At 46.7% G+C, this 13,463-nt stretch carries 13 protein-coding genes; 12 read left to right on the top strand and 1 reads right to left on the bottom strand.

The genetic code is table 11. The annotated features are described in order from the left end of the window. Window positions 1-129: 129 nt before the first annotated feature. The 4 genes from RBB45_RS02875 to RBB45_RS02890 are packed head-to-tail and all read left to right on the top strand — an operon-like array spanning window position 130 to window position 4,591. Window positions 130-1,326 (top strand): HpcH/HpaI aldolase/citrate lyase family protein, encoded by a 1,197-nt coding sequence (locus RBB45_RS02875; protein ID WP_009795631.1) that lies wholly within the window; start codon window positions 130-132, stop codon window positions 1,324-1,326. Next, window positions 1,268-2,644 (top strand): phosphoribosyltransferase family protein, encoded by a 1,377-nt coding sequence (locus RBB45_RS02880; protein ID WP_306009082.1) that lies wholly within the window; start codon window positions 1,268-1,270, stop codon window positions 2,642-2,644. The genes RBB45_RS02875 and RBB45_RS02880 overlap by 59 nt, the downstream gene beginning before the upstream one ends. Beyond that, on the top strand, window positions 2,637-3,749 hold the full coding sequence (locus tag RBB45_RS02885; protein WP_306009083.1) for a cysteine protease StiP family protein: 1,113 nt from the start codon (window positions 2,637-2,639) through the stop codon (window positions 3,747-3,749). The genes RBB45_RS02880 and RBB45_RS02885 overlap by 8 nt, the downstream gene beginning before the upstream one ends. After that, window positions 3,746-4,591, top strand: a complete 846-nt coding sequence (locus RBB45_RS02890; protein ID WP_148949169.1) for an HAD family hydrolase — start codon at window positions 3,746-3,748, stop codon at window positions 4,589-4,591. Before RBB45_RS02885 ends, RBB45_RS02890 begins: the two co-directional genes overlap by 4 nt. On the opposite strand, the gene RBB45_RS02895 is transcribed toward RBB45_RS02890, so the two are convergent. After that, the gene (locus RBB45_RS02895) at window positions 4,551-4,817 is read right to left on the bottom strand and encodes a hypothetical protein (RefSeq protein WP_094767208.1); all 267 of its coding nucleotides are present in this window, start codon (window positions 4,815-4,817) and stop codon (window positions 4,551-4,553) included. The two genes, RBB45_RS02890 and RBB45_RS02895, sit on opposite strands and share 41 nt — an antisense overlap. Before the next feature lie 263 nt (window positions 4,818-5,080). On the opposite strand from RBB45_RS02895, the gene RBB45_RS02900 reads away from it, so the two are divergent. The 8 genes from RBB45_RS02900 to RBB45_RS02935 all read left to right on the top strand — a co-directional run bounded on the left by RBB45_RS02900 (window position 5,081) and on the right by RBB45_RS02935 (window position 13,453). Next, the gene (locus RBB45_RS02900) at window positions 5,081-6,724 is read left to right on the top strand and encodes a YceG family protein (protein WP_306009084.1); all 1,644 of its coding nucleotides are present in this window, start codon (window positions 5,081-5,083) and stop codon (window positions 6,722-6,724) included. A gap of 57 nt (window positions 6,725-6,781) precedes the next feature. Next, entirely contained in the window at window positions 6,782-7,834 is a 1,053-nt protein-coding gene (locus RBB45_RS02905) for a toxic anion resistance protein (protein ID WP_371931546.1), read from the top strand. 75 nt (window positions 7,835-7,909) lie between these two features. Beyond that, entirely contained in the window at window positions 7,910-8,521 is a 612-nt protein-coding gene (locus RBB45_RS02910; protein ID WP_009795638.1) for a TerD family protein, read from the top strand. 52 nt (window positions 8,522-8,573) lie between these two features. Further along, the gene (locus RBB45_RS02915) at window positions 8,574-9,152 is read left to right on the top strand and encodes a TerD family protein (protein ID WP_009795639.1); all 579 of its coding nucleotides are present in this window, start codon (window positions 8,574-8,576) and stop codon (window positions 9,150-9,152) included. 807 nt (window positions 9,153-9,959) lie between these two features. Next, window positions 9,960-11,174 (top strand): threonine--tRNA ligase, encoded by a 1,215-nt coding sequence (gene thrS, locus RBB45_RS02920; RefSeq protein WP_094767211.1) that lies wholly within the window; start codon window positions 9,960-9,962, stop codon window positions 11,172-11,174. Window positions 11,175-11,433: 259 nt separating this feature from the next. Beyond that, complete coding sequence (locus tag RBB45_RS02925) at window positions 11,434-12,138, top strand: anthrax toxin lethal factor-related metalloendopeptidase (protein WP_101549780.1); 705 nt, start codon at window positions 11,434-11,436, stop codon at window positions 12,136-12,138. A 26-nt stretch (window positions 12,139-12,164) separates the two neighbouring features. Then, window positions 12,165-12,959 carry a thymidylate synthase gene (locus RBB45_RS02930; RefSeq protein ID WP_101549778.1) on the top strand — a complete coding sequence of 265 codons (795 nt, stop codon included), beginning with the start codon at window positions 12,165-12,167 and terminating at the stop codon, window positions 12,957-12,959. Window positions 12,960-12,976: 17 nt separating this feature from the next. After that, window positions 12,977-13,453, top strand: coding sequence for a dihydrofolate reductase (locus tag RBB45_RS02935; RefSeq protein WP_069358527.1), 477 nt, complete (start codon window positions 12,977-12,979; stop codon window positions 13,451-13,453). The last annotated feature ends 10 nt before the right edge of the window (window positions 13,454-13,463 follow it).

Here is a 13,463-nt window from a genome sequence, read left to right on the forward strand (position 1 = left end):
TTTTCTTTTTATCCTTTTTTGGCAGTTTGAAAGCTTCTTAGATTGGACAAATATGCTTAGGGGGATGCTTGAATAATCCTTTAAGACAAGCATTCCCCTCTTTTACTATGCATGAATAGGAGAATTAAAATGAAATTATTTGCTGATTTGGAAGACAGGGAAATTGACAGGCTCTTTTATAAAAAGCCGGGGTCCTTCTCTAAACGTTCCCCGAAAGAGCTGTTGTCCTATTGCTTAGGCGCAACGCTCTATATGCCTGCAACAAGGCCTAATATTCATCAGGATCTGCTCTCAAAGAAGCATTCTGGCCTTACTTCCATGGTGATCTGCCTGGAGGATGCCATTGGCGATTCAGAAGTGGAGCAGGCTGAAGAAAGCCTGCTGGCTGAACTTAAGCTCCTTCATCAAGAGCTGGGGAAGGGATATTTCCAGGAGGATGATCTGCCGCTTATTTTTATAAGGATCCGCAGCCATGGACAGCTGGAGCGGCTGTTTTCCAGGATGGGACAGGAAATAAGCATGCTGACAGGAGTCGTCATTCCTAAATTTGACCCTGTCGAAGGAGCAGAATCACTGGCAGAAATCAGCCGCAGGAATAGAGAAGGCCACGTTCTATATGCAATGCCGATTCTGGAAACAAAGAAAATCATCCAGAAAGAAACAAGAGTCGGAGAGCTTCTGGACATAAAAGCGCTTCTTGAACAATATAGGGATATTATTCTTAATGTCAGGATAGGGGCGACCGATTTTTCCGGTCTATACGGCATCAGGAGAAATTCGGATAACACGGTATATGATATTGCGGTCATACGGGACTGCATTGCTGATATTATAAATGTTTTTGTGCGTGCCGGCAGCCAGTTCACAGTATCAGGGCCGGTCTGGGAATATTTCTCCTCAAAAGATAGAATGCTAAAGCCCCAGCTGAGGCAGACGCCCTTCCTGGAGAAGTACGGGGAAGCAGGCATCAGGATGAGGACCGGACTGATCGATAAGCATATGGATGGCCTGATCCGTGAAATTATGATGGATATTGCCAATGGCCTGACAGGAAAGACGATCATCCACCCTACCCATATAAGGCCGGTGCAGGCTTTGAATGCCGTTACCCTTGAAGAGTACGAGGATGCCAGGAATATTGCTGCCAGTGCAGAAGGCAGCATTGGCGTCATGAAAAGCGCCTACTCTAACAAAATGAATGAAATCAAGCCGCATTTATATTGGGCGCAGAAAATTCTTTTAAAATCTGAAATATACGGGGTGCTTCATGAAGAATACTCATACATTGACCTGCTCGAAAAAGAAGTATTTGCTTCCAGTTATTGAGGGGCTGAACGTTGAACTTGACATAACTGAAAATCCATATAACATACCTGTTGATCATTTTTTTACAATGGCAGCCCGCATCAACAAGAAAAGGTCATTCCTTTTTGTGAGCAAATTGCTGGGGAAGCATCTCCCCATCCATCCGGAAAAAGGGCTGATCACGGGAGAGCTGCTGGCCGCACGTTATGCAGAATTAAAGGAAGGCTTGCCGCTGCCGGAAACCGAAGAGCTTCTGCAGGCCTTTTTGCTGGATCCGGGAGTAAGCAGGCCGTCCATTCCCTTTGTTGATAAAAAGTACAATCCGGTGATCATCGGCTTTGCAGAGACTGCAACCGCGCTTGGCCACAGCTTTTATAATGCTTTCAAGGCAGCAGGGTATTTTCATACTACAAGAGAAACACTTCCTGAAGCGGTTTCCATAATAGACTTCGAGGAAGAGCATTCTCATGCAACCTCCCATCGCTGCTACGCGGACAGGGAGCTTCTTGACAATCAGCGTGAAGTCATCCTGGTTGATGATGAAATGACCACAGGCAAAACGGCAGTCAATATCATCAGATCCATCCAGGCAGAATTCCCCCGCAGTGAATATACTGTCGCTTCCATATTGGATTGGCGTTCACAGGAAAATCAGGCAGCATTCCAGATGCTTGAAAAAGAACTCGGAATCACGATCAACAGTGTAAGCCTCTTAAAAGGGGAAATGCAGGCTGCAGGAGAACCTGTCATCCAAACGAATATAGAAGACAGAAAACGGGATGCAGGCGGCTCCAGCATAAGCTTCATCAATCTTAGTGAATCGGGGCTTTCTTTTGAAAAAGCCGGGAGTCCTTCAATCACGCTTGGAGGCGGGATCTGCAATATCCCCTATCTCAAAGGAACAGGCAGATTCGGGCTCCAAAAGGGAGCAGAAGAGCCTGAAAGGGACCTGGAGGCTGCAGCCGCACTCCTGGCTAAGAGCAGAAAAGGAGATCATACACTTGTCCTGGGAACAGGAGAGTTCATGTATATCCCTATGAAAGTGGCATCGCAAATGGGGGAAGGGGTCTTTTTTCAGTCCACCACACGAAGCCCTGTCCATGTTCTGGACCGGGAAGGGTACGGGGCAAGGGAAGGATTGTCATTTCCCAATCCTGAGGATGCTGATATCAGGCAATTTGTCTATAATATCACTCCCGGAGTTTATGATGACCTCTTTATCCTCTTTGAACGGGAACCGAATCGGGAAGCGCTTGTCCCATTGCTGGAAGAATTGAAGAAAACAGGGATCAAGGATATAAAAATCGTTTATTTTAATGGAGGGAACAACAATGGCTGAAACAGCAGCAGAAACTTTTGGCTCCTACAGCACGGAAGATGTCATCTTTCTGCTGAAGGACCTCAGTGCATATGAACTGGAAGGGGCAACTGAAAACAGGGAAAAAAAGATTCAGTCAGGCCAGCATTACAGTGAAACGCTTCCGATTGAATACATCCCTCCAGCCCACTATTTAGAGCTGTTCTGGAAAACACTTGAAGACTATAAGGAGAAGGTGGCGCTTTGCACTGCGGTGACATCGGAAAAGCTGCTCAGCAGAAGAGGGGACAAGATTGTCCTTGTTTCACTTGCAAGGGCCGGCACCCCGGTCGGGATCCTGATGAAGCGGTATATAAAGCAGATATACGGGACAACCCTTCCCCATTACAGCATTTCCATCATCCGTGACAGGGGCATTGATGAGAATGCCCTGAAATACATAATAGAAAAGCATCCTGGCTGCAAGATCCAGTTTGTCGATGGGTGGACAGGCAAAGGAGCTATCTCAATTGAATTGACGAAAGCATGCAGCAGCATGAATGAAAAATATGGCTGGAATCTTGATGACACCCTTGCCGTCCTCGCAGATCCAGGCTATTGCACCAGCCTGTATGGGACAAGGGAGGACTTCCTGATTCCAAGCGCCTGCCTGAATTCAACTGTTTCCGGACTTGTCAGCAGGACAGTGCTCAATGACTTAATCGGGCCTGAAGATTTCCACGGTGCCAAATATTACCGCAGCCTTGCAGAGGCGGATGTTTCCAATGAATATATCAGCATAATAGAGGAACAATTTGATTCCGTTATGGAAGAGGCGAAAAAAATCTGTGATGGCTATTCTGCTGAAGCTGAATCCGAACCTGATTTCAGGGGGATGGAGGAAGTAATGGCAATCAAAGAAGAATATGCTATTGAAAGCACGAATTTTGTTAAGCCCGGCGTTGGTGAAACAACACGTGTACTGTTAAGGAGAGTCCCCTGGAAAATTCTGATGAGGGACCCGGAAAGCCCTTATGTCAGGCATATTAAACTCTTGGCAGAAGAACGCGGGGTGGAGATCGTCCGGTACCCTGACATGAGCTATACATGCTGCGGACTGATCAAAAAGGTTGGCGGCAAGTCATGAATATGTTTGCAACAGATCTTGACAGAACAATGATTTATTCAAACAGAGCGCTTGAAGAGCTTGGCTTAGAGGAGGATCTCCAACTGTCAGCTGCCGAGATGAAGGAAGGGCAGCCTGCGGCATTCATGACTTCAAGGTCGCTTAACCTGTTAAGGGAACTTGCAGAAGAAGCACTTGTTGTGCCTGTTACAACCAGGACATATGAACAGTATAAAAGAGTAGGGATATTTGGAAAAGATATCCCTGTCTCTTATGAGGTCACTTCAAATGGAGCCCAAATCCATTATAAGGGGAAACTTCTGGCTGAGTGGACTGAGCTGGTATATAAGCGCCTTAAGGAAGAGTGCGCGCTTCAGGAGGAAATGGCTGAGTTTGCTGAAGGATGCAGATTTCCCGGAACTTTGAAAAAAGCAGGGGATTCTTTCTTTTACTATATCCTCCAGGAGCGCATCAGCCTTCAGGAAAAGAAAAAACTCGAAGAGGATGTCCGCCGTCTCGGGTGGCGTATATCCCTGCAAGGCAGGAAGCTTTACTTTATTCCTATTCCTGTCTGCAAGGGAGAGGCGGTTAAATTCATCAGCAAAAGAGAGGGAGCAGATATTCTTGCCGGTGCGGGAGATTCCCTTCTCGATTATGATTTCCTGAAGGTATGCCATCATGCTTTTGTCCCGGATCATGGAGAGCTTTCTATGGAGATGCCTCATGGATTCACCTGCAATTTTTCGGAGAACAGGGGAATACTTGCCGGAGAAGAAATCCTCCTGAAGGCATTCAGGCTGCTTCTTGGCCGGGAAGCTGCCTTCAGCGGTAATCCTGCCTCCGGCCGGACTGCCCTTTTATAAAGAAATGAAGCAATAACAGGAGCAGGCTCCCAAATGCATAAAAAGCAAGAAAAACCGCAAGCGCATAAGACGGTGAGTGATGAAGCGGGTATGTCATGATGGCGAGCACGGCTGACCAGAGCAGGAGGTCAATGAATTGGTAAGCGCCGGAAGTCATGATCTGGCGGACAGCTTCCAGTTCATTCCTGCAGCTTTCATAGGAGGGCCTTTTAATCAGGAAGCGCAAGGGATCACCTTCTTTAATTATTTGTACTCAACTATATGCAGGGATAAGCCCGTTGGTGATTGTGCAGGGGAAGAGTGAATATAACTTGTTTTAATCATATTAATATTGAAACTTTTTTCAGCCTGATCCGTATATTCTAATAGAGCTAAAAGCCAGTGCTGAAGGCTATCGTTGTTAAAACATGCACCTGATATGATATGATGAAAGAAATTTACATAAGCCATTAGGGCTAAATCTTTCGCTCCTAGAGGGAAGGGATAATCATGTATCCAACTTATAATAGATTAAAGGTCAATCTGCTGCCTGTGTCTGCGGACAATTGGCTGTCTGCCATTAAAAAGCGCAGCTCAGACCGCCCGCAGTACCAGGCAGGCGACGGCATTATCCAGATCAGCCAGGTTGCTGCAAGGTTTCTGGGCATTCCTGCGGATGAAGATGAATACTATAATCAGCTTTATGATTATATACACTCACCAGATAATGGACTTATCCTTTTAAGCAGCGATACTCTTGATAAAACGATCGACAACCAGCATTTTCAGGCCATTCAAAAGGTATTGAACATCAACAGGGAGCAGAAGCTTTCAATCAACCGCTTCATCGCCTTCCTTGATGGTGAGCAGCTGCTCCTGAAGCCTGATAATCCCCTTGTCCACAGAAAGGTAAGGGAGGCATTCACTAAAGTCATTGAGACGTTTGCCGGGGGGGAAAAAGAAGGCCTTGAAAGCCCTGATTTCCGAAGGGTGCTTGTAGATATTGTGAAATGGTCTTTTAACCATCTCTCCCAGCCTCTAAGCAGCAGCAATCCGGAAGAAAGCATGCCGAAATTTCTTTGGTATGGAGAAGCAAGTAAGAGCCAGCAATATTTCCTGTCATTCATCTTTTTTCTCGGCTGCGATCTCGCGGCTTTCAGCCCGGACGGCCAGGATGTCCTTGCGCTCGCAGATCCGGGGAAAGAAGAAACATTTGTTCAGCAGTATCCTGAACAGAAGGCAGCTGAACCTTTTCCCGTGGAGAAAAGGAGAAGGAAGTCAACGGTGGCTTATAAAGCCTCAAGAGAAATCGAAACCATTCTTAACCACGAAGGCTCTGGCCTTTATAAGCCATGGCAGCTGAGGGATTACAAACCTTCTGCTGTAACGCTCAAAACAACTTATGATGAACTGTTCATCCTTGCCAAAGAAAAGGCGATGATCAGGCCGAATTTTGAAGTCAGCGGCGGAGAAGTGAAGATCCCTTCCATCTTTTCGAAAATCAACGGAGTGAGCAAAAGCCGGAAGGAATATTGGGACCGCTTGCATGCTCTTGCCGAGAATGACTGCAGCTTTCTGATCAGGCAGTTCCCTTTTTCAAACCCCCTGACAAGCGACTTCCGCTTTCATTACAGAAATGCGCTTGGAAAAGACGGGAAGCTGGATCCTGACATTGTCATGGGCTCGCACTACTGGAAATACGGCCATCTTCCTGGGGGCCTCCAGAAAGGGATTTCCCATGCAATCAGAAATCTTTGCGCAAAGCCGGAGTTAAAGCCGAGCCATAATGAGAGTCAGGAAGAAATCAGCATCTATTTATTTACACAGGCAATGCAGATGCCGGCCAGCATCCTGAAGCTTCTGCAGAAGTTTGACTACTCTCAGGATGTGCCCAAGCTGATCCTCTATAACAATGAAATGAATGGTACGATGACAAGGAGCGATGTAGCCCTCCTGCTCCTCCTGAACCAATTTGGAGTTGATATCATCGTGTATAATCCTCCGGGACACAATGACCTTGAAAACTATGTCAATGAAGATGTCTTTGATTCGCACTGGCTGGAAGAAGTGGTCTTTGACCAGGACTATAAAGAGCCTTCACTGATCAAGAAAGTGTTTCTGCAAGGGCTGCTGAAAAATTTGAAAGGAGACTGAACCATGAATGATCCGCAACAAGCTAGTGCAGGACTGGTTACCCAGGATCCCGCTGATATGCTTACAGAAACGAAGGTGCCGGAAATAAAACTGGCGCTGAGGCAGGAAGCGGAAGTGCAGAACCTCGCCAGATCGATCGATGAACGCGATCAGATTCAAATACTGGAATTCGGGAAAGAACCAGCGCAGCAGATCTCCCGTTTCTCTGACCAGATTCTCGGCAATATGAGGGCTACCAAGGTGGAAGACTCCGGTGTCCTCCTGAAGCAGCTGGGGAAGATAATGGACAGGTTCGACAAGAAGGATTTTGAACAGACTTCAGGCGGATTGTTCGGAAAGCTGTTCAAGCGCGGGGAAAAAATGATTGAAAAGCTCTTTGGGAAATATCAGACAATGGGCAAAGAGATTGACAAGGTGTATGTCGAGATCTCCAAGTATCAGAGTGAAATGGTGGACTCCACCAATATGCTTGAGCAGATGTATGATCAAAACTATCAATACTATCTCACACTTGAAAAATATGCAGTTGCAGGCGAGATGAAGGCAGAGGAGCTTAAAAGCACACAGCTTCCGCAGCTGGAGTCAAAAGCAGCATCCGGGGACCAGATTGCCTCCATGCAGGCAGATACGCTCCGCAATAGCATCGATCTGCTAGAGCAGCGTGTCTATGACCTGGAAATGGCAAAGATGGTGGCCCTGCAGACAGCTCCCCAGATCCGCCTTCTCCAAAGAGGGAACACCAAGCTGATCGGGAAAATCAATTCAGCGTTCGTTACAACCATACCGATATTTAAAAATGGTCTGATCCAGGCGGTTGCGGCAAAGCGCCAGAAGCTGGTTGCCGATTCCATGAGCGAACTTGACCGCAGAACCAATGAGATGCTCGTCCGCAATGCCCAGAATATTTCAAATCAAAGTGCAGAAATAGCCAGGCTTGCCGGAGGTCCGAGCATCAAGATTGAAACGATTGAAGAATCGTGGAACATCATCATGAAGGGGATGCAGGAAACGAAATCGATTGAAGATGAAAACAGGCGACTGAGGGAAGAAGGGACCAAGAGGCTCGAACAGCTCCAGGAAAACTTCAAAAATATGAAAAATCAAGGCTGATGGCGCTTTTTTCAGCCTGACACAGGGCTGTTAAATATAAATAATACAGAAAAGTAAATTTATGAGGTGAAATGAATGGCGATTAATTTGCAAAAAGGACAAAGAGTAGATCTGACAAAAGGAAATCCGGGATTATCGAAAATTATGGTCGGCCTCGGGTGGGATCCTGTTGAAAGCAAAGGGGGAGGCGGACTTCTCGGCTCTCTTTTCGGCGGCGGCGGAGGCGCCAATGTCGACTGTGATGCTTCAGTCATCATGCTTGGGGAGAATGATAAATTAAGGAATAACAGCGATGTCATCTATTTCGGTAACCTGAAGAGTTCAGATGGCAGCGTACAGCATACCGGCGATAATCTGACTGGAGAAGGAGATGGAGATGATGAGCAGATCAATGTGGATCTTAGCCGTGTCCCTTCCCACGTGCAGAAGCTTGTTTTTGTAGTGAATATCTATGATGCGGTTAAACGCAAGCAGCATTTCGGCATGATCCGCAATGCGTATATCCGCATTGTGAATCCAATGGGCAGGGAAGAGCTCATCCATTATAACCTTACTGACGATTACAGCGGCAAGACAAGCCTGGTAGTCGGAGAATTATACAGGCATGGAACTGATTGGAAATTTGCCGCAGTCGGAACAGGCACCAATGCACCAGGGCTGTCTGATGTGGTTCGTTCTTATACTTAATAAGCTGGATGGTTTGTTATAATAGAAAACTTTTAACAGAGGTGAAGAAAATATGAGCATCAACCTTTCTAAGGGACAGCGCATTGATTTGACTAAAAGCAATCCGGGTTTGACAAAAGTAATCATCGGGCTTGGCTGGGACACAAACCGCTATTCCGGGGGCGGCGACTTTGACCTTGATGCGTCTGCATTCCTGGCAGATGAAAACGGGAAAGTCGTCCAGGACCATGATTTTATTTTTTATAACAATCTTGTCCATCCAAGCGGCTCTGTGGAGCATACAGGGGACAACCGGACAGGGGAAGGCGAGGGCGATGATGAGCAGATCAAAATCGACTTCAGCAAGGTCCCGGCCCATGTCCACCGCATTGCCATCACTGTCACAATCCATGATGCGGAGAGCCGCAGCCAGAATTTTGGCCAGGTATCCAATTCTTTTGCCCGTGTAGTGAATGAAGACACAAACCAGGAAGTGCTCCGTTTTGATCTGGGAGAGGATTTCTCCGTTGAAACGGCCGTTGTCATCTGTGAGCTGTACAGGCATGGAGGCGAATGGAAATTCAATGCTGTCGGAAGCGGATTTTCGGGCGGGCTGGCTGCACTGTGCAAAAATTTCGGCCTTGCCGTTTAATTCTATATACCCGAAAGCCCGGCATACTGCCGGGCTTTTACTTTTGGAAAAATTGAGAAATAACGCTTGTTATGAAACTGGTTTCATGCTTTATGATTTTCTTATGAAGAAAAGGGCGCTGCTTATCATCAGCCGGCGTGACGCTTTAGGCGGCGTAACGGCATTAGTGAGCAGAAAGCTCTTTTCTCTAGAAATGAAAGAATTGCATTGACAATATAAAAGGTACTGGAATATAATTCATTTAATCATTTTTATGAATCCATTAAGCTGGGAAAAGGACATGAATCATTTCCGCTGCTTCTGACAGAGAAAAGGGCCGCCGGCTGAAAGCCCTTAGGAGAAAGAAATGAATTTACCGCCTCGGAGCTATCATGGGGAAAGGCTGGATGTCAGCTAACCATGGTCGGGAGACCGTTATCTTTTTGAGCGCCGCATGCGATGCATGAGGCGGAATTAGGGTGGAACCACAGCCGCAATTGTCCCTTGTACAGGGAGGATTGCGGCTTTTTGTGTTATAAACAAATATAATATTGCGAAGAAAAGGACATGAATCATTTCCGCTGCTTCTGACAGAGAAAAGGGCCGCCGGCTGAAAGCCCTTAGGAGAAAGAGATGAATTTACCGCCTTGGAGCAATCATGGGGAAAAGCTGTGTGTCAGCTAACCATGATCGGGAAACCGTTATCTTGTTTGAGCGCCGAATGTTATGCAGGAGGCGGAATTAGGGTGGAACCACAGCCGCAATTGTCCCTTGGTACAGGGAGAATTGCGGCTTTTTTTATTCAAAAAATTTTTGGGAGGAATTAAAATGTCAATTAAAGCAGAAGCAGAAAAGAGAAATCACAGAAAGCTGGGGGCTGAGCTAGAATTATTCATGTTCAGGGAAGAAGCACCAGGGATGCCGTTTTATCTTCCAAAGGGAATGCAGGTAAGAAATATACTGGAAGACCTTTGGAAACAAAAGCACCATAAAGCTGGCTATCATGAGGTCAAGACACCAATCATGATGAAGCAGGCATTATGGGAGCAGTCAGGGCACTGGGACCACTATCATGAGAATATGTATTTTTCAAAAGTTGATGAATATGATTATGCGATTAAGCCAATGAGCTGTCCAGGTGCTGTATTGATTTACAGCAGCAAGAGAAGGAGCTACCGTGAACTGCCGCTCCGCTATGCAGAACTTGGTCTTGTTCACCGCCATGAGCTCTCGGGATCCTTAAACGGGCTTTTGCGGGTGCGTTCCTTTACACAGGATGATGCACACCTGTTTGTAAGGGAAGATCAAATAAAAGAAGAAGCCGCAAAGGTGCTGGAGCTGGTACACGAATTTTATTCGCTGTTCGGCTTTGAATATAAGGTCGAGCTGTCTACTAGGCCGGAAGAATTCATGGGTTCGGAAGAAACTTGGAACCTGGCAGAAGCCTCTTTGGAATCGGTCCTGCAGGAAAGGGGCATTCCTTTTGAAATCAATTCCGGGGACGGAGCATTTTATGGGCCGAAAATTGACTTCCATATTACTGATTCACTGGGAAGAAGCTGGCAATGCGGCACTGTCCAGCTTGATTTTCAAATGCCGGAGCAATTCGGCTGCCAGTATATCGGCGAAGACAATCTGGCTCACAGGCCAATCATGATCCACCGTGCCATCTACGGTTCGATTGAAAGGTTCCTGGCCATTTTAATCGAGCATTATGCAGGGGATTTTCCTTTCTGGCTTTCACCGGTCCAGGCCATGGTGCTTCCGGTTTCTGAAGCACATATCGGCTATGCACTTGAAGTCAAAGCCCGACTTGAGGAGGCTGGCTGCCGGATTGACATTGACAGCAGGGCAGAGAAGCTCGGCCTCAAAATCAGGGAAGCCGAGCTTCAGAAGGTTCCTTATATGATCATCATCGGTGAGAAGGAAATAGAGCAGGGAGGAGCTGCCTTGAGGAAAAAAGGGGCAGGAAACCTGGGAGTATTACACCTGCAGGAACTGCTCGACAGGTTTAGGGATGAAGACAGACCAGGAGGTAAGTAAGAGGTAAGACGGGGTCTTCCAGGCCCCTTTTTTAAAAAGTCTCAGATGAAGTTGAGAAAAAATTAATGGCGCATTCATTCAGCTAAGCTGAAAGCCCTGAAAATACCCTTCCTGCCGCACAACTTTAAAACTTCCTGAAATTGCCCATGAATCGCGGCCTTTTTACCCGATATGATATGCTATAATATTTTCATATATACATAGATAGCAGGCAGCAAACGGGGCTGGAAGCGTCTGAGAATGGACAGAAGGTGATAGCATGAGAATCAGGCTTTTTTTTCTGCTTATTGTAGTAGCTTCCCTGGCGCTTATGGGCAATTCCCAGGCGGCAATGGGAGGTATAAAACTGAAAGATTTCCCTGGCAACTCAGAGCTTGTCAAGTCCCTGTCACTGCATTCGGGACAAGATCTGGGCAGGATTATTATTCTTCCTTTAGAGGAGTTCGATCAGAAGGAGGCTGCAAGGATGATAGAAAGACTGGATCATCTCCCCTTATCATTGCTGTCTAAAATCAGGCAGGAAGGCATCTCGCTTAAGCTTTTTACAGGGCAGCTCACAGATAATCCCACAGCAAGCCATCTGGCAGGCTTGACACCCAGGGGTTATCAGAATAAAGAAACGACCTGGGATGATGTACCCGGAATAGGCGGGGGACGGACTGTGCTTGTAAAGATTGGCTATAGCGGCAAAGGCATGGGGCATGGATCGGTCAACCTGGAGCTTCATGAGCTGGCACATTCGGTTGACCGCTTTGTCTTGAGCGAGATCCGCTTTAATAGAAAGTTCCAGGGTATATGGAAAGAGGAGAAGGCAAAGCTGTTTCCAGGCCAGCCTTACTTCCTTACATTCCCTGAAGAATATTTTGCTGAAACGTTCGCCATGTATTATATGGGAGGAGAAGAGCGCCTGCGCTTAAAAGAAAAAGCTCCGCTCACCTGGCAATTTTTCAGTACACTTAATTAATAGATTCATATGAGGAGGTCAATGGAATGGAGCAGTATTTACAGCTTTGCAGGCATGTCCTGGAAAAGGGTACAATCAAAGAAGACAGGACGGGAACCGGCACAATCAGCACTTTCGGGTATCAGATGCGATTCGATCTGAAGGAAGGCTTCCCATTGGTCACCACAAAGAAGCTGCATCTCAGGTCTATCATCCATGAGCTTCTTTGGTTTCTGAATGGAGACACCAATGTGAAATATCTTCAGGAAAACGGGGTCAGGATCTGGAATGAGTGGGCCGATGAGGAAGGGAATCTCGGACCTGTATATGGCCATCAATGGAGATCATGGACCGGTGCGGATGGTAAAACGGTTGACCAGATCAGTGAGCTGATCAGCTCAATCAAGAGTAATCCTGATTCTAGAAGGCTGATTGTCAATGCGTGGAATGTGTCTGAAATTGGCAATATGGCGCTGCCTCCCTGTCATTGCCTTTTCCAGTTCTATGTAGCGGACGGCAAGCTGTCCTGCCAGCTTTATCAGCGGTCTGCTGATGTGTTCCTGGGGGTGCCGTTTAATATAGCATCTTATGCCCTCCTGACACATATGGTCGCCCATGTGTGTGATCTGGAGCCGGGTGAATTCATCCATTCGTTCGGGGATGTCCATATTTACCGTAATCATCTGGAACAGGTGAATCTGCAGCTTTCAAGAGAGCCGTTCAAGCTGCCCCAGCTGAAGTTCGCCCGCAAGGTTGAGGATATCTTCAGCTTTAAATATGAAGATTTTATCCTGGAAGGCTATGAATCACATCCTCATATTAAAGGAGTTGTCAGTGTTTGATTTCACTGCTATGGGCCATGGACGAAAATTCGGCCATCGGGAAAAATAATGATCTGCCCTGGCGCCTGCCGGAGGACCTGAAATACTTCAAACGTGTTACGATGGGCCACTCGATTGCCATGGGAAGGAAAACCTGGGATTCGATAGGCCGCCCTTTGCCTGGCCGGGAAAACATCGTGCTGACGCGGGATCGTGGGTTCACCTGCGAGGGCTGCACCGTTTTCTATTCTTTTGATGATTTTCTTGCAGAATGCAGCCAAAAAAACGATCAGGAAATTTTCATCATTGGAGGGGCAGAAATTTTCAAAATGGCCCTTCCATCTGCCGACAGGCTTTATCTGACAATGATCCATCAAAAGTTTGAAGCTGATACTTTCTTTCCGGAAGTTGATTGGAAGGAATGGCAATTGGAGAGCCGGGAAAATGGGAAGAGCGATGAAAAGAATCCCTACGACTACGAATTTTTGGTTTACACAAGAAAAGAACAGCCATAAGGCTGTTCTT

The sequence above is a fragment of the Bacillus sp. MMSF_3328 genome (assembly GCF_030733525.1).
In the GTDB taxonomy this organism is placed as follows: domain Bacteria; phylum Bacillota; class Bacilli; order Bacillales; family Cytobacillaceae; genus Bacillus_AB; species Bacillus_AB infantis.